This window comes from Candidatus Njordibacter sp. Uisw_058, assembly GCF_047730065.1.
Lineage (GTDB): Bacteria > Pseudomonadota > Gammaproteobacteria > Pseudomonadales > Balneatricaceae > Njordibacter.
The window spans coordinates 2,084,707-2,107,184 of sequence record NZ_CP159829.1; the positions used below are offsets into that span (position 1 = coordinate 2,084,707).

A 22,478-nucleotide genomic window follows, 5' to 3' on the forward strand; every position below is an offset into this window, starting at 1 on the left:
GGCAGTTCCAAAACAGGCCAAGGGGATAAGCTTAATTGTCGGCTTTATTTGACTATTGAGCAAGTGCTCAATAGTATTGGACGATCGTTCAACAATAGCGCTCACACGGTCAAGGTGACTATGCAATTTTCTCAATTAACGAATCGGATCAACGGCGAAGGTGCGGCTGCGTGGGACCTCCATGAAGTGGCTATAAAAGATGCCATAGCCGGCAAAGATGTCATTGTATTAAGTGTGGGTGATCCAGATTTTGCTACCCCAGCAGCCATCACCCAAGCGGCTATTGCCGCCCTAAAGGCAGGCGACACTCACTACCAACAAGTGGCAGGGCGACGTGAGGTTAGGCAAGTTATTGCGCAGCAGTTCCAGTCAAACCACATCCCAAACATAAACGCAGACAACGTGATGCTTTTTGCGGGCGCTCAAAATGCGTTATTTGCTGCTGGCTTATGTTTATTAGATGCGGGTGACGAAATATTGGCCCTCGACCCAATGTATGTCACCTATGAAGCCACTTTAGGTGCATCGGGCGCAAACTTAATACCCGTAGCGATGCCTGCAGATAGTGGTTTTCGATTTGATGCCAAGGCGACCCTTAACGCCATTACACCAAAAACTAAAGCCATACTCGTGACCAACCCTAATAACCCCACTGGAGTGATGATGTCTGATAGTGAGATTGATTCAATTTGTGATCTTGCCATACGACATGATCTTTGGGTGATTGCGGATGAAGTATATGATCAATTAATCTTTGAAGGGGAGCATATCAGCATCGCCCACCGGCCTGGTATGTTTGAGCGCACTGTGACCCTAAACAGTCTATCAAAAACCTATGCTATGACAGGCTGGCGGGTGGGTTGGGCAATTGGTCCAACGGCACTGGTTGACCATTTTTCTAATTTAGGCCTTTGTATGTTGTATGGTTTAGCTGGATTTACCCAAGCCGCAGCTTATACGGCCTTACAAGAATCACAGGCCGAAAGTGAACACATTAGAGTGACCTTTAAACAACGTCGCGATTTGGTTTATGAGGCACTGAAGAACATCAAAGCCACCCCCATTCTTAAACCAAGCGCAGGCATGTTTATTATGATGGACGTGCGTGCCTTGGGCATGAGCGGTCTTGAGTTTGCCAACGCCCTTTATGAAGCCACGGGGGTGGCGGTGCTCGATGCCGGTGCTTTTGGTAAAACCTCATACGGTTGGGTGCGCATTTCATTTACCGTTGATGACGCCGTATTATTAGAAGCCTGCAAGCGCATCCGTGGTTTTATTGATCAATGTCAGCAGGATAACCCATGAGCCCCTCACCAACCATAACCAAAGGCCAACAAATCATTGAGTTGCTGGAAGCTTATAGTGTCGATACTGTATTTGGTATCCCTGGCGTGCACACCTTGGAGTTATACCGCGGTTTAGCCGCCTCCAATATTCAGCACATTACGCCCCGCCATGAGCAAGGTGCAGGCTTTATGGCCGATGGCTATGCCCGAATTACAGCAAAACCAGGGGTGTGTTTTGTTATTACTGGGCCAGGCCTCACCAACATTGCAACGGCCATGGGCCAAGCCCTAGGGGATAGCATCCCCATGTTAGTTATATCAACTGTGAATGATGGGAGTACAAAAGAACAAGGCTGTTTGCACGCCATGCCCAGACAAGCTGACATTATTAGACCCTTGACCGTTGCTAGTTTTCAGCTCGACGCGAACGATAATGTCACGCACACGATGAGCCAAGTTTTTGCCACACTAGATGCTCGTAATGGCACCCCCCTTGGCCCTGTGCACTTGCAGATACCCCTAGACGTTATTGGGCAATTAGCCAATGATGAAACAGTGCAAATGATTAAACAGCCGATTGAGCATCAGCAACAACAGACGCAAAAAAGTGCTGACATACTCAACCACATACAAAGTGCAGCCCATGTCATTAATCAGCACAACTCCATCGTTATCCTTGCTGGCGGTGGCGCAGTTAACGCCCAAGATCAAGTAAAGCAGCTGGCTCTTGCTCTTGATGCGCCCGTAGTCACTACCATTAATGGACGTGGTCTAATGGCTAACCACGCCTTATCAGTGCCCGCCAGTCCCAGCTTAGAGGCGACTCGTAGCCTACTAGCACAGGCTCATTGTGTGATCGCCCTAGGCACAGAAATGGGACAAACCGATTACGATATGTATGTAAATGGCAACTTACCGCCATTAAAAAACCTCATTCGTATCGATATTAGCCCTAGCGCCTTACAAGCATCCAAGCAGTTTGGTATTCATTGTGACGTATCCCAAGCGTTAACTCACCTACTGCCATTGTTAACGCATAAGCTACCTTCTGTGAGTTCAGGTGAAGCCCGCGCGAGCATAACTAGGCAGGCAGCCTTTACCCAACTGCCTAAATCTTATCAACAACATCACCGTTTTTTAACCACCATAATACAAATGCTTCCTGAAACAATCATCGTGGGTGATTCCACCCAACCAGTTTATGCTGGCAATTGTTATTTTGAAGCACCTGCTGCTAAAACTTGGTTCAACTCTGCAACCGGATTTGGCACCTTAGGCTATGCGGTGCCTGCGGCCATAGGGGCCGCTTTAGGACGGAGGCTAGAACAGAACAATGAGCCCATCATTGCCTTAACGGGTGACGGTGGCCTGCAATTTTGTTTAGCTGAGTTAGCCACGGCTAAGGATTGGGCGTTGCCCATTATATTTATTGTTTGGAACAACCAAGGGTATAGTGAAATTGAGTCTTCCATGTTAAATGTAGGTATCACTCCCGTGGGTGTCAGCCCTAAACCACCCAAAATAGATGCTCTAGCAAAAGCCTATGACATTGGCTATACCTACCTAACCTCATTCGAGGCCCTGACTAGCGAGTTACAAAAAGCGGCTAAGGGTCAATCTCCCACGCTGTTGGAAATTAACGAGGCCTTAATCATGGCTCAAATTGAATCCATCACACCACTTTAAGCATTAGCGTCTATATTAAGGTCAGTATGAAAACTTATTTATATTCCTATTGATAGTGAATAATATAGCCCATGACTGCTTCCACCTTGCTTGATCTATTTACCCAACATAATGCCGTGTGGCTAATCGCCGCGAGCGTGTTCAGTTTGCTAGTGGGCAGTTTTCTTAATGTGCTCATTCTGCGCTTGCCCAAAGCCATGCAGGAAGAGTGGGAGCATGAATGCCAAGTACTTTTGCAGCCCTCCAAACAAGATCAAGAGCCTTTAGCGCCGGCTTTGGCAGTTATTGCCTGGCCAGCGTCACACTGCCCGAGTTGCCTTACGCCATTAAAAGCTTGGCATAACATACCGGTTATTTCCTATGTTTCATTGCGTGGCAAGTGTGCTTTTTGTGGCATAAAGATAAGCTCTCGGTATCCACTGGTTGAATTGTTAACCGCTGCCTTAGGTTTGCTAGTGGCTTGGGTGTTAGGGCCCCATGTAAGCACTTTGATGGCCCTAATTTTGGTGTACATGTTAGTGGCCCTCGCAGTGATTGATTTAGATCATAAACTATTGCCAGATCAACTGACCTTACCCTTAATGTGGTTGGGTTTAATTGTCAACGCGATGGGCATTATCACCAGTCTAGAAGATGCTTTTTGGGGGGCCGTTGCAGGTTATCTATGCTTGTGGCTAATTTATTGGGGCTTTCGTTTAGCCACAGGGCGCCATGGCATGGGTTATGGTGATTTTAAACTACTGGCAGCCCTGGGTGCTTGGCTTGGCTGGCAGGCATAGTGGTAGCTTTAGTGCTGCGCCTTAGATCTACTCCCACAGACCCACAAATGCCCTTTGGTCCCTTTTTGTCTGCTGGGGGGTTAGTTTACTTACTCTGGGGTGAGCAATTATGGCGCTTATTTCAGCTTTAGTTTGGGTTTAATGCGCGCTTCGTTAAGGCCTAGTGAAGGCTTAGTAAAAGTACAAACGATTGTCTAAATCTGGGTATAGATGCGCCACTTGTTCGGCATAGCCGTTATATAGTAACGTGGGTTTGCGCCCTAACCCACCAATCACTCTTTCCGTGGCTTGGCTCCAACGGGGGTGATCAAAGCGTGGATTCACATTAGCGTAAAAGCCATATTCACGCGGATTCTGCAACCACCAAGTGGTTTTGGGCATAGTTTCCACTAATTCAATTTTAATAATAGATTTGGCATATTTAAAGCCATATTTCCAGGGCACCACCAAACGGATAGGCGCTCCATTTTGTTGCTCTAACGGTTGATCATAAATACCAGTCGCCAGTAAAGTGAGCGGATGCATGGCTTCGTCTATGGTTAAACTTTCCACATAGGGCCCACCTGCCCAATCTGCATTGGGCATTTGTTGGGCATCATTAATAGTGGTAAAGCGCACAAACTTAGCTTTGCTATTGGGTGCAGCTCTTTTGATCACGTCTGCCAACTTAATGCCATTCCAAGGAATCACCATAGACCAAGCTTCAACACATCTAAATCGATAAAGGTGGTTTTCTATGGCGTGTTCACCTTTAATATCAGCGATGTCATAAACACCCGGTTTGTCTGCACCCTCACCACCCACTTCAAGGCTCCATGGGGAGGTAATTAAGGTTTTTTCTGCTTGAGCAGGGTCTTCTTTACCAAAACCGAATTCATAATAATTATTATAGCCTGTCACTGTATCGTAGGCCGTGGGGGTTAGGGGCAGATCTTGGCTATCAGGTAATGCGGCTAATGGCTCAAACATTTGATTGGTAGATTCTTGTTCTTGAGTCAGCAAGCTATAGGCACTGTCTAAGAGTGGTAAAGCCAGCACCCCTACTCCAGCTGCCACCAATGTGCGTCGGCGTTTATATACTTTTTCTGGGGTTATTTCAGATGACTTAACGGACATGACGGTATCTCCAAACCAACACTAAAAATAACACTAAACCCATCAATAATGGCTCTAGGGTAGCCGTTTTTTGGGCCATAAAATGATGCGCAATAACAGCAGGAATGGCCACATAGGTCAGGGTGTGAAGTAACTGCCACTTACGGTACCCCAAGTATTTAATCGCCTTATGGGTCGAAGTAAGGGCCAATGGCAAAAGCAACAAAAACGCTAAAATTCCCAATAGAATGAACAAATTACCTGCTATTTCGTCGAGCATCAGTTGCCAATCATAATAAAACTCTAACATGATCCAAATGAGCACATGCAAGGCTGCATAGATAAAACCCCACACACCAATATTACGGCGCATGGCTAAATGACGTTTAACCCAATGCCAGCGTTGGCTAAGGGGGGTAAACAGCAAACTAATGAGTAATAAGTAAGCCCCATAACGGCCAGTGAAGTCACGTAAATCTGACACTAGATCTGGCCCCATCAGGGCGTCATAAACACCCCATATTAACGCCAGACACAAACCTAAATTGAGTAGGTGTTTACGAGTTGTTATAGGTACGTTGAATAAAGCCAAAACTACTCCCTGTGCCCTGCTACTAAGTTTTAACTTAGGTAGGAATTTAAAAATTATCCAGTAACTATAGCAGACTGCTATACATCGGCAAGTAATGGCGAAGCATACGGACTGGTTTAGCAAAGGCGCTGTGCGAAGGGCATTTTTTACGATTATTTGGCGAGTTTGATAATCCCATGAATTTTTTCAGCACCAAAACACTCCTCTGGCGCCAACTGTGTCTTTGGTTTCTATAGCGATGGGTAACCTAGATTATGATGCAGTGACCCCAAATTACAAACTAACGACCCACAACTAACTAAACTATTAGACATGATCGCGCAAAGTCTCCAGAATAACCACTAAAGTTTTGATACAGCCTATACCTTTCGAGCCATTTAACTATGCCTTTTAGCTTTTTCAATGTTGGCTTCAAACAAAGTCGGTATTTTACTCATGCAGGTACGCATAATTTCTACGATGTCGATGGCCCTGTGTTGAGCCAGCGGCTCAATAACGTTGATTGGAGCTCTAGCATGATCATCATTGGTATTACTTCGCAGTATTAACGAGGAGTTGTCTATGTTTGAAAGAGAAAAACTATCCTATGCAGCCGTGCAACTGTCGGCGCGTGCAGAACTCACTGATGAACAGATGCAAGCCGCTGCATTAGCCTATTACCAAACCATGCAACAACGCCATACGGTGCGTGATTTTATACACCGAGAGGTGCCAGAAGAGATCATTCAACATTGTATTCGTACCGCGGGTTCTGCGCCTAGTGGCGCCAATCATCAGCCGTGGCATTTTGTGGCCATTCGAAACCCTGAAGTTAAACACAAAATCCGCTTGGCAGCAGAGGCCGAGGAAGAGAAGTTTTATGCAGGTGGCGGTGGGGATGAATGGATTAAAGCCCTAGAGCCCATTGGCACGAATGCAGATAAGCCCCATTTAGATATTGCCCCATGGTTGATTATTATTTTCGCCCAACGCTATGGTGTGTTTGATGATGGCACGCGCTTTAAAAACTACTATGTCACAGAAAGTGTTGGCATTGCCACGGGTTTTTTAATCTCTGCCCTACACCACGCAGGGCTTTACAGCCTCACCCACACCCCTAACCCTATGGGTTTTCTCAACCCACTGTTGGGTCGCCCTAAGCATGAGAAAGCAGTGATGATTTTAGCGGTAGGTCACGCTTCTAAAGACGCTACGGTGCCAAGTGTGGCTAAGATCAAAAAGCCATTAGATGAAATACTCACGCTAATTTAGTGCTGAGGCCAAGGCCATCAAACGCTTGAGATTTTGGCCAGTTCGACAGCAACATCAGCACCAAGACGAGCATTGTTAAGTACCAGTTGGATGTTGGCTGCTAAACTCTCTCCCTGAGTCACTTGGGCAATCTTAGAGAGCAAAAATGGCGTACTTTGTTTGCCGTGAATGCCCTGTTGTTGCATCTCTTCAATGGCCTCTGTAATAACCTTTTCTATGGCCACGGGATCCATTGCATAAGCATCAGGGATGGGGTTTGCCACCACTACTCCTCCATCCAGACCCATGCCCCACTTAGCCTTTAAGGTTTGGGCAATGTGGGCCGCAGATTCTAAGGCATAGTCCACCTCAAAGCGACTAGTTTTAGTATAAAAAGCAGGCATAATCTTGGTTTTATAACCCACCACAGGCACCCCTTGGGTTTCTAAGTATTCCAAGGTGAGCCCAATGTCTAGAATAGATTTCACCCCAGCACACACCACGGCCACCGACGTATTGGCTAATTCCTGTAAGTCAGCTGAAATATCCATGGTGGTTTCGGCATGTCGGTGAACCCCACCAATACCGCCCGTAGCAAACACTTGAATACCCGCCATTGCAGCAATAATCATGGTGGATGCCACAGTAGTGGCACCGTCTTGCTGTAGTGCTACCACAAAAGGCATGTCGCGGCGGCTGGTTTTTACCACCTCCAAGCCACGCTGACCTAAATGGGTAATTTGCTGTTCATCTAAACCCACTGTTAAACGACCATTAAGAATGGCAATGGTAGCTGGTTCTGCACCATTAGCGCGCACTGTTTGCTCAACTAACAAGGCAGTTTCCACATTTTTTGGATAAGGCATGCCATGAGAAATAATGGTCGATTCCAGAGCTACAATGGGGGTGTTGTTCGCTATGGCTTGCTTAATACGGGGATGGATATCAAGGTAATTGTTTAGTTTAGCAGGATTTAGTTGAGTGGGGTTATGATGCACGGATTTTCCTTTAACATGCGGGTTAAAAAATAAGGGCTTAGGTGTGGGCTAATGGTGGCCTCACTGGCCATGGCGATTTGCGCACAAGCCAAAGCTCGAGCCACCCTTTGTGATGCGTCGCAGCCAAGCAGCCAAGCATCACTGATGGCGGCCATCATAGCATCTCCAGCACCGTTGCTATTAATTATATCAATAGACTCTAAAGGCACGCTAGCAACCGCTATAAAGGTCTGGTGAGCATCACTGTAAACTAGCCCTTTTGACCCCAGACTTAAATACAAATACTGCACGCCTTGGGTCATAAACCATTGGGCTAACTCCAATAATTGAGACTTGGAGGGATGGCTGCCAAAGTCTGTACCTGCAATGGCTTGGGCTTCCATTAGGTTAGGCTTAAGGCTGTGAATATTGGACAAAAAAGGGCTAATGCGCGTAGCTTTTGCCACCGACACCGTATCCACAAAAAAATGTTGCTGTGGCGCATGTTGCATCATATAGGCCAAACAATGGGGCGCCAAATTAGTATCCAGCACCACCAATGCGGCGCCTTGTAAGTGTGGCAAAAATGGTTCGAGCTGAAGTTCGCCAAACTGGTCTATTAAGGCCATATCGGCAATGGCCACCTGCATGTCACCGGCTGCATCGATAATGGATAAGTAGGTTGAAGTCGATTCCCCTGCTAAGGTCACCATGTACTCAGTTTGTATGCCTAACTGCTGTGCATGATGTTGCAAAAATAAGCCGTTGGCATCATCACCGATGGGCGCCATCAAGCAACAAGTCTGACCTAGGCGCACTAGGTTTTCAGCTATATTACGGCCCACTCCCCCTGGACTAGAAGACACCTTGCCAGGATTAGAAGTGCCTTGTTTTAGATGTTTTTTGGGGACCCCAAGCAGGTCCATGTTGGCGCCGCCAACAACAACGGTGTAAGCTTTTATAAGAACTCCGCAAAACTATCTGGCTGCTGACACACGGCCAAGGCGTCCTCTAAGGAGACTGCTCCACTCATTAATGCTCTGCCTACCACGACTCCTGCAATATTAGGCAACATGCGTAAGGTAGAGATGTCATCCAAGGTCTTCACAGCGCCGCTGGAAATGACTGGAATATGCAGTTCATCGACCATTTTGGTGGTCATGGCAAAGGTGGCTTCTGGGTGATCATCATCAAGGTCGATATCCGTATAAATAATGGCTGCTACGCCCCGTTCTTGCAGGTCTATAGCAACCTCTAAGGGCGTGTATATGGTTTCTTCGGTCCACCCGTGGCACATGACTTTATTATGTCGAGCGTCGATGGATACCACCACTTGGCCTGGGTAATGGTTACACAATTCGTGTAAAAAATGTCGATCTTCTATGGCAGCAGTACCAATGACCACACGCGAGGCGCCATGTTCGAACCACCAGCGTGCTGTTTCAATGGTACGAATGCCTCCGCCCACCTGTACTGGCACATTAACCGCTTCAATAATCTCCAGCACAAGCTTATGATTATCTTCTGCGCTACCCATCACTTTGTCTAAGTCCACCACGTGCAACACCTGAGCTCCATTTGCAACATGGCGCTGCGCCGTCTCTAGGGGGGTTATGTCATAAATAATGGGGTCTTGCATGTGCCCGCGGCGCAAGTTCACACAACGACCTCGTTGGATTTCTATATCTGGATAAATAACCATTTTTGAACTCCTTTTTTATTATTGTGGGGGTAGCATACTATGACCCGACAAAAAATCCACTTCTCATGGCCAACAAGAGGGACTTGACCCACGCACTTTATTGCTACCCATGCGGGCTTTAGGCGTGCTATGGTCGCCGTTTGTGTTCCCCTATGGAGTTTAAGTTAGATGAAAATTGAGCAAGTCACCCCCGCCATTGGCGCAGAGATTTCAGACATTTGTCTCAATAACTTAAGCCCCACCGATTTTGATGACATTTATCAAGCACTCATAGCCCATAAGGTGATTTTTTTTCGCGACCAAGACATAAGTCCAGAAACACATATCGCCTTTGCCAAAAGCTTTGGTGAGCCAGAACCACCGCACCCAGTTTACCCAAGCATTGAGGGTTATGAAAACATTGTGCTACTCAAAAGTGGGGCCGGCAGCAAGCCTGACACTAACGATTGGCACAAAGACTTGACCTTTAAACCTAATCCACCCTTTACCAGCATATTGCATGCCATTGAAGTGCCTGACGTCGGAGGCGATACCTTATGGTCTAATACTAATGCCGCCTACGAAGCTTTGCCATCCGTTTGGCAAGATTACTTGGAGGGTTTGGAGGCCATACATGACATCGGCACTTTTAGGAATGATTTGTATTACAAAGGCGGTATCGAAGCGGTCAATGACGGTCTGAAGAGCACTGGTTCTGCCGTGCACAAAATGGTTGATACCCATCCTGTTAGTGGCCTTAAATACCTCAATATTAACCAATCTTTTACCCGCCATATTGTGGGTGAAATTCAAGGGGAGAGTGACCGCATTTTGCAGTACCTTTATCAACACATGGCCAAACCCGAGTTTCAGGTGCGTTTGCGATGGCGCAAGAATACCATTGCCATGTGGGATAACCGCATTACCCATCATTATGCTATTTGCGATTACTTACCCGAGATTAGACACATGCAACGGGTCACTGTGCTAAATGATAAACGCGAACCCTAAACCAGCCAGAGTTGAGCCATGAGCATAGTGTGATTTTAAATATGGTCAAAAAAGATATTATTGTGGTGGGCGGTGGGGCAGCTGGTTTTTTTGCTGCCATTAATATAGCCCAACAAGCACCCCGCTTAAAAGTAGCCATTATAGAAAGAGGCAAACAGGTTCTCACTAAAGTGAAAGTGTCAGGAGGTGGCCGCTGCAATGTTACTCATGCCGAGTTTGTGCCTACCGACTTAGTGCAAAACTACCCCCGTGGCGAAAGAGAACTGCTGGGGCCCTTTCACCAATTTATGACGGGTGACACCATGGCTTGGTTTGAAGAGCGCGGTGTGCAATTAAAAATTGAAGATGATGGCCGCGTATTTCCTGTTTCAAATTCTTCTCAAACTATTATTGATTGCTTTTTAGATGAAGCAAAAAAATATAATGTAGAAGTGCTCTACAGCCACTCTTTAAAAGCCCTTGAACATGAACGAGGTTTATTTCAGTTAGAAACCACTCAAGGTGCATTTTCAGCAAAAAAAATAGTTATCGCAACAGGCAGTAATACTAAAATATGGACGCTTCTGGAAGGCCTAGGGCATACCGTCTCTAAGCCAGTGCCATCTCTTTTCACTTTTAAAATAAACGATGAGCGCCTGAAAGACATTCCTGGCGTGGTGGCAGAAGATGTAACCGTTAAAATTCTTGGTACCCATTTGTGCAGTGAAGGCCCGTTACTGATTACCCATTGGGGTATGAGCGCCCCTGCTATTTTGAAACTGTCTGCTTTTGGGGCCATAGAGATCGCAGAAAAAGGCTATCATTTTCAGATTGAAGTTAATTTCATCAAACAAAGTTTGACTGACTGTTTAGACCAATTAAAAAGTTTTAAACAGCAAATAGCTAAAAAGACCCTATTTGCATCGAGCCCATTTAATTTACCCAAACGCTTATGGCATAAGCTTGTTTTGGCGGCCAACATAAGCCCCGAAGCCCGTTGGGCAGATGTAAACAAAGTACAAACAGAGGCCCTCGCAATAGAATTAACCCAGGCTGTATTTAACGTCGCAGGCAAAACCACCTTTAAAGAAGAATTTGTCACAGCCGGGGGCATATGTCTGAAAGAGGTGAACTTTAAAACCTTTGAAAGTAAATGTGTGGCCGGGCTTTATTTCGCAGGAGAGGTTATGGATGTGGATGCTATTACTGGTGGCTTTAACTTTCAAAATGCATGGACTGGGGCCTATATTGTGTCGCAAAACATCGCTGGCTAAGAGTCGCCATTCACATAACATTATTTATCAGGCCTTAAATTCAAACCTATGCATTTACATTCGGCAAAGGCTTTTAACTCAGGTATAATCTGCGCTGCCAATTTTTAAACCTATGGATGCTTTTCAAATGACTGACTTTACCGATTACAAGGTTGCCGATATCTCCCTAGCCGCATGGGGCCGCATTGAAATTGACATCGCCGAAACTGAAATGCCAGCATTGATGGCACTGCGCACAAAATATGCGGCACAACAGCCTTTGGCCAATGCCCGCATTATGGGTTGCATCCATATGACCATTCAAACAGCTGTGTTGATGGAAACCTTAGTAGACCTAGGCGCTCAGGTACGTTGGTCTTCATGTAATATTTTCTCCACTCAAGACCACGCTGCCGCTGCTATGGCCGCCGCTGGCATTCCCGTGTTTGCTTGGAAAGGCGAAACAGAAGAAGAAGCAGAATGGTGCATCGAGCAAACCATTGTGCAAGATGGCAAAGATTGGGGCGCTAACATGATCCTGGATGATGGTGGCGATTTAACCACCATGCTGCATAACCAATTCCCAGAAATCTTGGCGAACTGTCATGGCATTTCTGAAGAAACAACCACGGGTGTGCATCGTTTAGAAGAAATGCTGGCTGCAGGCACCTTAAAGGTTCCTGCCATCAACGTTAACGATGCCGTAACTAAAAGTAAAAATGATAATAAGTACGGCTGTCGTCATTCTTTAAATGACGCTATCAAACGTGCTACAGATCACCTTTTAGCGGGCAAAAAAGCACTAGTTATCGGTTATGGTGACGTAGGCAAAGGCTCTGCCGCATCTCTACGCCAAGAAGGTATGATCGTTAAGATCACTGAAGTGGATCCAATTTGTGCCATGCAGGCTTGCATGGACGGTTTTGAAGTAGTTTCTCCCTATTTAGACGGTGTTAACACGGGCGACATCAGTTGCATTGACACCCGCTTGATGGGCACGACTGATATTATTGTAACCACGACCGGTAACACTGACGTGTGCGATGCCAATATGCTGAAAACCATTAAGAAAGGTGCAGTCATATGTAACATTGGTCACTTCGATAATGAAATTGACACGGCCTTCATGCGCGCCAACTGGAAGTTTGAAGAAGTGAAGCCTCAAGTGCATAAGGTGTATCGTGCAGAAGACCATAACAAAAGTGACTTCGTATTACTATTATCTGAAGGCCGCTTGGTTAATCTAGGTAATGCAACAGGCCACCCATCACGCATTATGGACGGTTCTTTCGCTAACCAGGTATTGGCGCAAATGCACCTATGGGAAGCTAAGTTTGCAGACCTGAGTGCCGCAGATAAGCAGGCCAACTTGTGGCTTAAAATCTTGCCTAAGAAGCTTGATGAAGAAGTAGCTGCAGACATGGTGGCAGGTTTTGGTGGCGTAATGACCAAGCTCACTACGACCCAAGCAGGCTACATCAACGTCCCCTTTGATGGCCCATTTAAGCCAGAAAGCTACAAGTACTAAATGGATAGGGTAGCTTAGGCTACCTCATACCTTACAATTGCTGCACTCTGGCCTATTATTGAGAACTCATGGTTGCAAATTAACCATGAGTTAAATGGGCCTTAACCAAGGCCCCATGAGTGCAGCTATTTAAGCCTTTGATACTAACATCCCAACCGCTTGCTCCTCGCAAGTTATGCCCAATCACCCCTTCTAATCCCTTCCTTTGTATGCCCTGTTCGTGTGTCCTGTTCGCGTGTTTTAGGAGTTCACTCTAGAACGATGCGTTATACTTTTTTTATTTTATTTTATGCAAATACTAAAATTTCAACTATGCTTTAGATAGCCCAAGAGGTTGATAGTAATTGGGCTGCGCACTGCCAAGAAATTGTGGGGGAAGACAAGGAAGCCAAAATTGCTTCAGGTTTTGGTATTAATCTCCTCTTATAACGCTTCTGCCCACAAGACCGCAATTGTGTTGTCAACATAATTTAGGCATTCAGACCAGGGAGGTCTGTCATGGCAGCGCTTACTGGCATGGAAGCTAGTGTAAGAAGTGCTGGGCAAGGACGCCCCGCCACTTTTTATAGCCCTCTCTTGCAGACCCTAACGATAAACACTGTTTACAAGGTTTTAATACAATTACAAACCCAAGCTTTTACTCAGAATGTCTCAAAATGCAAATTATTAAAAATATTTAGTTTTTATATATTTTTTAATAAAAATTATGTGGTATTATTTGAAAATATTGTATATTGAGACATTATGATAATAGATTACATCAGCCATCAAGAACAAGATCGACTCGTATGGGACACTTTGAGTCTTTCTAGCCTACTTGAAACTCAAGGCACCACTAACAATCGTAAAGGTACAGACCGATGGCTAGAACAAATGGGCATGTTGCCCTTACCCATAGACATTGAAAATCTACATGACGAAGTGTCACAAGGGCTCAAACCACAAGTGGTTGAGCACCTTATCAATACGGCCAAAAAACACCGGCACAACATACTCTGCGTGCAAGCTTTTAGCCATGAAGGCCATGTTGGTTTATACGCTAATGATGCCAAGGGCAGCCGCCGCTGGTTGTGGAATAAACAAGAGTGGGATTTGGACAGCCTGCAACAAGCCATCAGCGCCTTGGTCGCTTACAATGGCAAAGACACGTTATTCTTTCCCCATGGAGACATCACAGGCTTGTTTCGTGAGCTTTGGCTCGTCACCCAACAACAACCTATTATTACTGATAGCGCTCAAGACAATAGTAAAGGTAATGGGAAAGGCCTGCTGGCCATGGCGGCTTATGCGGCTAGACTCAGTTTTCCCAAAAGCGCACCCCGCCCGACCCATATTGCCGACGGCAACAGCCACCTTGACCGCTTAGAAGCCGAAAGCATACACATTATGCGCGAGGTGCTAGCCCACGCAGAAAACCCCGTTATGCTATATTCTGTTGGCAAAGACAGTGCCGTCATGCTGCACCTAGCCCGCAAAGCGTTTTACCCCAGCCCACCCCCATTTTCGTTACTACACGTGGACACGCGCTGGAAGTTTCAAGAGATGTACCAATTCCGTGACAAAATGGCCACTGAAGCAGGCATGAATTTAATCGTGCACACTAATCCAGAAGCCATTGAACGGGACATTAACCCATTACAACATGGCAGTGCCCTGCATACAGACATCACCAAGACGCAAGGGCTTAAACAAGCCCTTGATCATTACAAGTTTGATGTGGCCTTTGGTGGGGCGCGCCGCGATGAAGAAAAGAGTCGGGCTAAAGAGCGCATATTTTCGTTTCGCAACGCAGCCCATCGGTGGGATCCAAAAAACCAACGCCCTGAATTGTGGAACTTATACAACGGTCATAAACATCCAGGTGAAAGCATTCGTGTGTTCCCTATCTCAAATTGGACTGAATTAGATATTTGGCAATATATCTATCGCGAAAACATCCCCATTGTGCCCCTCTATTACGCGCAGATGCGCCCTGTGATTGAACGTAATAATATGCTCATGATGGTGGATGACGAGCGTTTGAAATTATTACCAGGTGAAAAAATTCAGATCAAAAATGTGCGCTTTCGTACCCTTGGGTGCTACCCATTAACAGGTGCTATTGCGTCTGAAGCCAGCACCCTTGAAGAAATTATTCTAGAGTTACTAAAAGCTCGCACCAGTGAACGCCAAGGACGAGCCATTGACAGTGATAGCAGCGCGTCTATGGAAAAGAAGAAACAGGAGGGCTATTTCTAATGCGCAGCAACACCCCAGCTTCTAATATCAAGTCACCCACAACGAGTGCGGCTATAGAAAAGTTTATGCAACAACAGAACGACCTAGATTTATTACGTTTTATCACCTGCGGCAGTGTAGATGATGGTAAAAGCACCCTCATTGGCTGCTTGCTGTATGAAGCTAAGTGTATTTTTGATGATCAGGTGGCTAGCCTTAAGCAAGAATCTATAACCTATGGCACCCAAGGTGGCGATATCGACTTTGCTTTATTGGTGGATGGCCTAGCGGCTGAGCGCGAACAAGGCATTACCATTGATGTGGCCTATCGCTTTTTTAATACGGACAAACGTAAGTTTATTGTGGCCGACACCCCTGGACATGAACAATATACCCGCAACATGGTCACTGGGGCTTCTAATGCAGACCTTGCTGTAATCTTAATTGATGCCCGTAAAGGCGTGATTGAACAGACCAAGCGCCATGCTTTTATTTGCTCTTTATTGGGCATCAAACAAGTGGTGCTGGCCATTAACAAAATGGACTTAATCGGTTATAACGAAAGTGTATTTCACCAGATTCACGCTGATTTTGAGTCATTTGCCAGCCAATTAAAGTTCTCCAACATTACCCCCATCCCCATATCGGCCCTCAAGGGTGACAATGTGGTGAACCGTTCGCCGCACATGTCGTGGTTCCGTGGTCCTACACTCATGGCCATACTTGAAACAGCGCCCATTCCCAATCTAGCCAATGACCATGGCCTGCGTTTGCCCGTGCAATGGGTGAACCGCCCCCATCTTAATTTTAGAGGTTTTGCGGGTACTATCGCTGCAGGCACGGTCAAACCAGGCGACGAAGTACGGGTGCTGCCCAGTGGCGCAAAAGCAAAGGTTGCTGAGATTATTTTATTTGAACAAAGCCATGATCAAGCCCAATGTGGCCAAGCTGTGACCTTAACCCTAGACAAAGAAATTGACGCCTCACGCGGGGACATGATCGTCAGTGCCCAAGACCCCTGCGAAGTGTCGGATCAGTTTGAAGTCGACTTAGTGTGGATGACTGAAGAACAAGGCTTTATTGGCCGCAGCTATGGTATGCAGATTGGCAGCAACTGGGTTAATGCTCAGATCACTGAGATTAAACACAAAACCAACGTCAATACCCTGCAAACAAGCCCCACACGCAGTTTAGAGTTAAACGACATTGTGGTGGCCAAGCTAAGCCTTGATAAACCCGTGGCCTATGAGCTTTATCAGCAATGCCGACCTTTAGGTGCGTTTATCTTGGTAGACCGCTTTAGCAACGCCACAGTGGCTGCTGGCATGATCAACTATGCCTTACGCCGCGCAGCTAACGTGCACCTACAAAACCTAAGCATTAATAAGCCCCTGCGCCACAAACTTAATGGCCACCGAGGAAAGGTTTTGTGGTTTACGGGCTTAAGTGGCTCAGGCAAGTCAACTATTGCTGATATCGTAGAACAAAAGCTGCACCAACAGGGCATTCGCACCTATATTCTAGATGGTGATAATGTGCGCCATGGGCTCAATAAAGATTTGGGCTTTACTGACGCCGACCGCATTGAAAACATTCGCCGCATTACTGAAGTGGCTCATCTTATGGTTGATGCTGGCTTGGTGGTGCTCACAGCGTTCATTTCGCCCTTCATAGCAGAGCGTGAAGTCGCACGTTCTCGTTTTGAAGCCCACGAATTTGTTGAGATATACGTCGATACGCCCCTAGAGATTGCAGAGCAACGTGATACCAAAGGTCTGTATAAAAAGGCCCGCAAGGGAGAGATCCCCAACTTTACGGGCATTAACAGCCCCTATGAAGCCCCAGAACACCCAGAATTCACCTTGAGTACTGCCGAAACTTCACCCGAACAACTCGCTGATCAGTTGTTAGCGCAGCTCGACCTATAACGCGTTACAGGAGTAAACAATGCACCAAGCCAAAGCTATTTTAGCCGACCCCAAACTGCTTAAGGCCCTGCAACAGTTAGTTCACCAAGCGGGTGAAGCCATCATGCAGGTATATCAAACAACCGACTTTGGCATAGAAACCAAAAAAGATGACTCTCCTGTCACTAAAGCAGACCTTGATGCACACTATTTATTAGTCGACGGTTTAGCAAAACTCACCCCCCATATCGCCATCGTTTCTGAGGAAGACCCTGCCTCTCAAATAGTGCCGCAAACGCATAATTGCTACTGGCTCATTGACCCATTGGATGGCACCAAGGAATTTATTAACCGCAACGGCCAGTTCACCGTGAACCTAGCCCTTATTGAAGATAATGCGCCCAGTTTTGGTTTTGTGTCTACACCCATTGATCAGACACTTTACTGGGGGGGGAAGCACGTAGGTGCCTGGCGTTTGAGAGACAATACCCTAGAGCAACTGCATACCCAGGCAAGTCAGACGCCTATGCGTGTAGTTGCTAGTAGGAGCCACCTTAATGAGGCTACCCGCAATTTTATTGCTAACTTAGGTGATACCGCCCTAATACAAGCGGGTAGTTCTTTGAAGTTATTACGCATTGCCGAGGGTGAGGCGGATATCTATCCACGCCTTGCGCCGACTTGCGAATGGGACACCGCCGCCGCACAGGCCGTATTAGAGGGAGCTGGCGGCAAGGTGGCCCAAGTGGACGGTAGCCCCATGCAATATGGTAAAGCAGATATTTTAAATCCCCATTTTGTAGCCAGCAGTTAGCGACCAATTAAACTCAATGTTACCCATAGGAGAAGTTTAGAGCAGTAGCACACAAAAATCTCTTTTGGATCAAACCGGAGCCAAGCTTGTGCAAAAATAATAGCTAGTGTGCCGCTCGCCAGATGTTCAAATTACTTTATAGTGATACCAACCTTTTAAGTAGAACCGTTAGTGACTTAGTCACACCAGTAATTGTTAATATTACTCAGGGCCAACTAGTAATCTATTGATCTTGTATTAGCCTCATGTGACAGTTGTCCTGTGATCAAGACCATCATTATAGTGAAGAATACCCCAGCATTATTAATATTCCATATCACCTCGACCAGTCCGAAGTCGATAAAACCTAAGGCCAAAAGTATTCCAGCAGTAGAAAAAGCTTTGTTTTGAAGCAAAAATTGCCGACAGTACAAAATAAACACTCCGTAAATAGCAAATATAGTTATCGGTCCAAATATTCCTAATTCATACAGAGCATTGAAAAATTGACTGTGGGGGTCATAGCTACCAATCACTGAGGGCACAAGATTTGCATCAAGATATGGCAACTTGGCAGTATGAAAAGTGTTAATACCAGTTCCAAAAAATGGATTATTGGTGAATATTAAAGTTGCAGTATGCCATAAAGCCAAACGGATGCTTGCTGAGCCATCAGTAACTTGACCAGTTTCAAAATATGTAGCAATTGCAAGAGGTATATTGCCTACCCGTGCTTGAATAAAAGGGGAAAACTTCCATATGAGAATGGCACTTGCAGCAGTAATACCTAGTACCATTAAACGTTTGGCATATGTTGGGTGACGAACCAAATCAACCATCACCCAGCAAAATATAGGCGCAGAAATCCATCCACCTTTAGTTCCAGAAGCTAAAGAACCAAAAACTCCTAACGAAAGAGAAACCAACACTAAACACCCCCAGCGCCAATCTTTGCTCCAATCAGGCTGGAACAGCGCTACTGACATAAACCCCAGTAACAAGCTAATGTCACCAAACACATGCACATTAGAAGAAGTCCCTCCAAAAGCGCGGGTAATACCAAGATACTGATTTTGGTAAAATGCCCACAAGCCTGCAACAACGGCGCCTACAAAAACTCCCCACTTCATCGCCCCCCGTGATAGTCCAAAGCGCCTGACCATCAAGAATATAGGTAACGCTAACAAAAACCGGCTGGGCTCTTGGAACTGACTCCAGTTCCAACCCGTTCTGAACCAAAAATCCAAGGCTGTTACAAGCGGATAAAGTAACCAAGTTAAGATCATCAACTTTTCTAACTTAGTTAAAGGCCTTGGGTCTGTGTTCACGAAAAGGGCAAGCACACCTAAAAGAATTAAACCAGCCGAACCAAGGTAAAACACATCGGATGAGTTTATACTTGTTGAAGGAACTATAAATGCTAAAATAGACACCAGCCAAAAAAAAGCCCCCTGTACATTTTTAGAAGTTGCCACACCCATGTTTAACTTTATCACTCATTGTCCTTGTGTCGAATTGCGTCAACGATTCGCTGCTGAAAGTTGCTATAAATCAATGCTGCTTGCCTATTTTCTGCCATAGCTATTCGCTGAATTTCGTTGGGTGGATTAGCAGTAGTTATTATTGCTGCCTGAAAATCGGCTAAAGATTGGCAGCAGATCATACCTTGTAAATTAAAATAATGACCGATATTTTTGGGTCCGAAATATATAGGTAAAGTGCCACATAACATACAATCTAATAGCTTTTCAGTAAAGCAATCAGGTTCTGGAACATTTTCAATCACTACGGAATAATGGTAGTGCAACAAACCATCTTGTTTTAACTCAAAGGGCTGGTAGCCTCTGCCCATGACATGAACGTCTGCTTGAACACTACTGATCCAGTCAACCACTGTGTGGCGCAACTTTTGCCCTACTAGGTCTGTTTTTTCAGAAGCGATGAGCGAACAATTGTATTTTTTTACTGGTGGCCACGGTAATTGGTTACCGTCTATCCAAGATTCAACCACAGTAAACTGAATCACATTGGCGTACCTAGCTGCATAATGCTGATGACGGCATAGAATGTAATTGAATTTGTGACGCAACAACCAAATATTTTTATAGTACTTACCATGGATGATTAACGGTTCAGACATGAGCAAGTCAACTTTGCACTTGATAGGCCCAAAGCTGCGCAATAAACGCTTAGACGATGGATAAACCACCACGTGGTCTCCGACCGCTAAATCGCCTATGGTGCCGCTTGTTGGGGCAACCTGCCCTGGCCAATCTAATGATTTAAGCGGCACACCACCTAACTTTACTTGGTATCTAAGTTCGTGGGGTAATATACCTACTTTAATTTCTTCACTATGTTCAAGCATGGGCGCCGTTTATTTACTGTTTCTAAATTGTTTTTCTAGTGCCAAAATTCTTTCAGCATTTCGCTGTTTGATTCGGCGAACCGGGGCGCCTGCATACAAGCCCCACCCTTCTAAGTCGTGCTTAACTAAACAATTGGCGCCTACGCTGGCGCCAGTGGCTAAGGTTACATTAGGTAAAATGGTGGAGTTGGCCCCCACAATGCAATGATCACCTATATGTATACTACCAATCTCTACGTCACCCTTAAATTCTTCAGCTACCATGGGAGTTGCAAGGCCAGCGATATAGTCATCACTGCCAGCAGCCAGCACCACATTAGGTGCTAAAGTACTAAAGTGGCCAAAAGATACTATTGCGTTACGCCCACCGATGATCGAACAGCCTGATGAGATGTGTACAAAAGATGACACCTCTAACTGTGTCGAAATATAGGTAAAGTCATCTATGATGACGTTATCACCAATCGAAACCAATTCTGGATAGCGGATTCTAGCCGTTTTACCAATAATAACATTGCTACCACAATGTTTTAGGTCCGCCCTATTAAAAAATATATTATCAGTCACGGTCTTCTCAGTTATGCATATTTAGTGATTCAGAGTTTATGAATGTAGAGCCTATCTTGAGATAACCTCGCCACCAAGGTGTAGCCAAAGCTTTCCAGTAGTTTTTCAATGACTTTACCACCTTTCACCTTCTCAAAATAATTGGGCAGCATTTCCATAAAAATCAGCTTCGGTCGGTGTCGTCCCATACTTAATAGGGCATCATACTCAGCACCTTCTATGTCCATGTGCATGAAGTCAATATTGCTTATGTTATTGGCGTCACACAGGTTTTCAAAGCTCAGACCATTCACTCTCACACATTTGTCGTTTTGAATAATATGAGGGAATTTTTCTTTGTATTCGTCACTATGTTGATACAAAGACCCTTGACCATCCACCTTGCCATCAATTTTTGAGGTGTACCAGTCTATGGGTCCATCCTTTAAACAAACGGCGTTATTCACCACTTCAGCATGGGTGTGGGCTATGTTTTTAATTACTACTTCAACTCGCACGGGGTCTGCCTCAACGGTAACGATGCGGGCATTAGGAAAAGCACGGGCAAAACGCAACGCATCTCCACCATCAAAAGATCCAAGTTCTAATACCACTTTAGGCACTATATTTAGTTGCTCTAACCACTTGATATTAAAACCTGAATGGCTCAGCCTAATGGGCGTTCCTTCAATTTCAGTATCGTATTCGCCCTCTCGCAATGGCGTTGCCGTAATGCCCCACCTCAGAAGGCTTAACCGGGCCAAATGTAATCTCAATTTCATCAACTATTCCTGAACACTGTCAACTTATACCGAATCGCTTTTAATAATAATTTAAATCTAAACCATGGCCGAACCACTTCTAACCTTAGCTTAGCCCAGCCTAATTTATTTTTGCTTGGGCTAATGGTAGAACCGCCTACTTGAGCGCTCAACTCACGCACCTTATTTTCATCAACTAGATACACAGAAAAATCATATCGCCAGTTAAACTGAAACTCAACATCAATCGGCTGATAGAAACTTGCACATTTATTAACAAATTCTTGTGCGGCTAAACGATTCCAAAGCTGCGCTTGAAAGCCAAGAGGGATACGCCAAGGCTTCAAAATGGTGGCGTTAGATAAGTGCCCTACTTGGCTGCCGAAGACATGCCGCTTGCTATAGAGCTTTACAACCCCCGCATTTTTACAGCCCAACCAGTTAGCGATGGACTCCATACCCTTCGACGCCTCTAACAGCTCTACATCGTCTTCCAAAACCAACCCGTACTGAACGGAAGGATCTGCCAAAAGTTGCTTTAATGCCTTTAAATGGGACATGTAACAGGCCACTTCAGCGCTCTTTAGTGGCAAAAAATATTCAGCCATATTACGCGTGGGATTATATCCTGAATCATCCAAACTGTGGGCCTGAGCATCAATAGCGTCAACACGCTGGTGCGCAACCCCCAAGTCAGACAAGTGGCGATGGATGCGCTGCCAGCGATCGGCAGAACGATCTAGGTTGATTACATAGGTTTGCATTTTCATCAACAGGTCATCTTTATAA

22 protein-coding genes are annotated in these 22,478 nt (G+C 45.6%); 12 read left to right on the forward strand and 10 right to left on the reverse strand.

The genetic code is table 11. From position 1 onward, the window contains the following. The first annotated feature begins 120 nt into the window (after positions 1 to 120). The 3 genes from ABXT59_RS09745 (at position 121) to ABXT59_RS09755 (ending at position 3,751) form a co-directional block, all read left to right on the forward strand. Positions 121 to 1,305 carry a pyridoxal phosphate-dependent aminotransferase gene (locus ABXT59_RS09745; protein ID WP_443635925.1) on the forward strand — a complete coding sequence of 395 codons (1,185 nt, stop codon included), beginning with the start codon at positions 121 to 123 and terminating at the stop codon, positions 1,303 to 1,305. After that, positions 1,302 to 2,972: a 5-guanidino-2-oxopentanoate decarboxylase gene (locus tag ABXT59_RS09750; RefSeq protein WP_443635926.1), complete on the forward strand. Its 1,671-nt coding sequence runs from the start codon at positions 1,302 to 1,304 to the stop codon at positions 2,970 to 2,972. The genes ABXT59_RS09745 and ABXT59_RS09750 overlap by 4 nt, the downstream gene beginning before the upstream one ends. Before the next feature lie 71 nt (positions 2,973 to 3,043). Continuing rightward, the gene (locus ABXT59_RS09755) at positions 3,044 to 3,751 is read left to right on the forward strand and encodes a prepilin peptidase (RefSeq protein ID WP_443635927.1); all 708 of its coding nucleotides are present in this window, start codon (positions 3,044 to 3,046) and stop codon (positions 3,749 to 3,751) included. A 171-nt stretch (positions 3,752 to 3,922) separates the two neighbouring features. On the opposite strand, the gene msrP is transcribed toward ABXT59_RS09755, so the two are convergent. Further along, positions 3,923 to 4,867 carry a protein-methionine-sulfoxide reductase catalytic subunit MsrP gene (gene msrP, locus ABXT59_RS09760; protein WP_443635928.1) on the reverse strand — a complete coding sequence of 315 codons (945 nt, stop codon included), beginning with the start codon at positions 4,865 to 4,867 and terminating at the stop codon, positions 3,923 to 3,925. After that, positions 4,857 to 5,438 (reverse strand): ferric reductase-like transmembrane domain-containing protein, encoded by a 582-nt coding sequence (locus tag ABXT59_RS09765; RefSeq protein WP_443635929.1) that lies wholly within the window; start codon positions 5,436 to 5,438, stop codon positions 4,857 to 4,859. Before ABXT59_RS09765 ends, msrP begins: the two co-directional genes overlap by 11 nt. 383 nt (positions 5,439 to 5,821) lie before the next feature. On the opposite strand from ABXT59_RS09765, the gene ABXT59_RS09770 reads away from it, so the two are divergent. Together ABXT59_RS09770 and ABXT59_RS09775 are read left to right on the forward strand one after the other, a co-directional pair. Next, positions 5,822 to 5,986 carry a hypothetical protein gene (locus ABXT59_RS09770; protein ID WP_443635930.1) on the forward strand — a complete coding sequence of 55 codons (165 nt, stop codon included), beginning with the start codon at positions 5,822 to 5,824 and terminating at the stop codon, positions 5,984 to 5,986. Between the two features lie 13 nt (positions 5,987 to 5,999). Then, positions 6,000 to 6,689, forward strand: a complete 690-nt coding sequence (locus tag ABXT59_RS09775; protein ID WP_443635931.1) for a nitroreductase family protein — start codon at positions 6,000 to 6,002, stop codon at positions 6,687 to 6,689. A gap of 17 nt (positions 6,690 to 6,706) precedes the next feature. Here ABXT59_RS09775 and ABXT59_RS09780 read toward each other — a convergent pair whose 3' ends face one another. From ABXT59_RS09780 to ABXT59_RS09790, 3 genes are read right to left on the reverse strand one after another with little or no spacing between them, the layout of a single operon-like run. Continuing rightward, positions 6,707 to 7,666: a pseudouridine-5'-phosphate glycosidase gene (locus ABXT59_RS09780; protein ID WP_443635932.1), complete on the reverse strand. Its 960-nt coding sequence runs from the start codon at positions 7,664 to 7,666 to the stop codon at positions 6,707 to 6,709. Continuing rightward, positions 7,642 to 8,607, reverse strand: coding sequence for a PfkB family carbohydrate kinase (locus ABXT59_RS09785; RefSeq protein ID WP_443638591.1), 966 nt, complete (start codon positions 8,605 to 8,607; stop codon positions 7,642 to 7,644). The genes ABXT59_RS09780 and ABXT59_RS09785 overlap by 25 nt, the downstream gene beginning before the upstream one ends. Continuing rightward, the gene (locus tag ABXT59_RS09790; RefSeq protein WP_443635933.1) at positions 8,604 to 9,347 is read right to left on the reverse strand and encodes a HisA/HisF-related TIM barrel protein; all 744 of its coding nucleotides are present in this window, start codon (positions 9,345 to 9,347) and stop codon (positions 8,604 to 8,606) included. The genes ABXT59_RS09785 and ABXT59_RS09790 overlap by 4 nt, the downstream gene beginning before the upstream one ends. Positions 9,348 to 9,515: 168 nt before the next feature. Here ABXT59_RS09790 and ABXT59_RS09795 point away from each other — a divergent pair, with 168 nt between their 5' ends. The 7 genes from ABXT59_RS09795 (at position 9,516) to cysQ (ending at position 18,035) form a co-directional block, all read left to right on the forward strand. Beyond that, entirely contained in the window at positions 9,516 to 10,337 is an 822-nt protein-coding gene (locus ABXT59_RS09795) for a TauD/TfdA dioxygenase family protein (protein ID WP_443635934.1), read from the forward strand. Positions 10,338 to 10,378: 41 nt separating this feature from the next. Beyond that, entirely contained in the window at positions 10,379 to 11,590 is a 1,212-nt protein-coding gene (locus ABXT59_RS09800; protein WP_443635935.1) for an NAD(P)/FAD-dependent oxidoreductase, read from the forward strand. 127 nt (positions 11,591 to 11,717) lie between these two features. Further along, positions 11,718 to 13,097, forward strand: a complete 1,380-nt coding sequence (ahcY, locus tag ABXT59_RS09805) for an adenosylhomocysteinase (RefSeq protein WP_443635936.1) — start codon at positions 11,718 to 11,720, stop codon at positions 13,095 to 13,097. Positions 13,098 to 13,595: 498 nt separating this feature from the next. Beyond that, the gene (locus ABXT59_RS09810) at positions 13,596 to 13,835 is read left to right on the forward strand and encodes a hypothetical protein (RefSeq protein WP_443635937.1); all 240 of its coding nucleotides are present in this window, start codon (positions 13,596 to 13,598) and stop codon (positions 13,833 to 13,835) included. Positions 13,836 to 14,429: 594 nt separating this feature from the next. Further along, the gene (gene cysD / locus ABXT59_RS09815) at positions 14,430 to 15,335 is read left to right on the forward strand and encodes a sulfate adenylyltransferase subunit CysD (RefSeq protein WP_443638593.1); all 906 of its coding nucleotides are present in this window, start codon (positions 14,430 to 14,432) and stop codon (positions 15,333 to 15,335) included. After that, the gene (cysN, locus tag ABXT59_RS09820) at positions 15,335 to 17,242 is read left to right on the forward strand and encodes a sulfate adenylyltransferase subunit CysN (protein WP_443635938.1); all 1,908 of its coding nucleotides are present in this window, start codon (positions 15,335 to 15,337) and stop codon (positions 17,240 to 17,242) included. Before cysD ends, cysN begins: the two co-directional genes overlap by 1 nt. 19 nt (positions 17,243 to 17,261) lie before the next feature. Next, positions 17,262 to 18,035, forward strand: a complete 774-nt coding sequence (gene cysQ / locus ABXT59_RS09825) for a 3'(2'),5'-bisphosphate nucleotidase CysQ (protein ID WP_443635939.1) — start codon at positions 17,262 to 17,264, stop codon at positions 18,033 to 18,035. Positions 18,036 to 18,250: 215 nt separating this feature from the next. Here cysQ and ABXT59_RS09830 read toward each other — a convergent pair whose 3' ends face one another. Genes ABXT59_RS09830 through ABXT59_RS09850 form a run of 5 tightly spaced genes read right to left on the reverse strand, consistent with a single transcriptional unit; the run spans position 18,251 to position 22,459 of the window. Then, positions 18,251 to 19,510 (reverse strand): O-antigen ligase family protein, encoded by a 1,260-nt coding sequence (locus ABXT59_RS09830; RefSeq protein WP_443635940.1) that lies wholly within the window; start codon positions 19,508 to 19,510, stop codon positions 18,251 to 18,253. Continuing rightward, positions 19,507 to 20,382: a hypothetical protein gene (locus ABXT59_RS09835; RefSeq protein WP_443635941.1), complete on the reverse strand. Its 876-nt coding sequence runs from the start codon at positions 20,380 to 20,382 to the stop codon at positions 19,507 to 19,509. Before ABXT59_RS09835 ends, ABXT59_RS09830 begins: the two co-directional genes overlap by 4 nt. A gap of 9 nt (positions 20,383 to 20,391) precedes the next feature. Then, positions 20,392 to 20,949, reverse strand: coding sequence for an acyltransferase (locus ABXT59_RS09840; protein WP_443635942.1), 558 nt, complete (start codon positions 20,947 to 20,949; stop codon positions 20,392 to 20,394). A gap of 29 nt (positions 20,950 to 20,978) precedes the next feature. Continuing rightward, positions 20,979 to 21,710 (reverse strand): FkbM family methyltransferase, encoded by a 732-nt coding sequence (locus ABXT59_RS09845; RefSeq protein ID WP_443635943.1) that lies wholly within the window; start codon positions 21,708 to 21,710, stop codon positions 20,979 to 20,981. Then, on the reverse strand, positions 21,710 to 22,459 hold the full coding sequence (locus ABXT59_RS09850; RefSeq protein ID WP_443635944.1) for a glycosyltransferase family 25 protein: 750 nt from the start codon (positions 22,457 to 22,459) through the stop codon (positions 21,710 to 21,712). Before ABXT59_RS09850 ends, ABXT59_RS09845 begins: the two co-directional genes overlap by 1 nt. Positions 22,460 to 22,478: the final 19 nt, after the last annotated feature.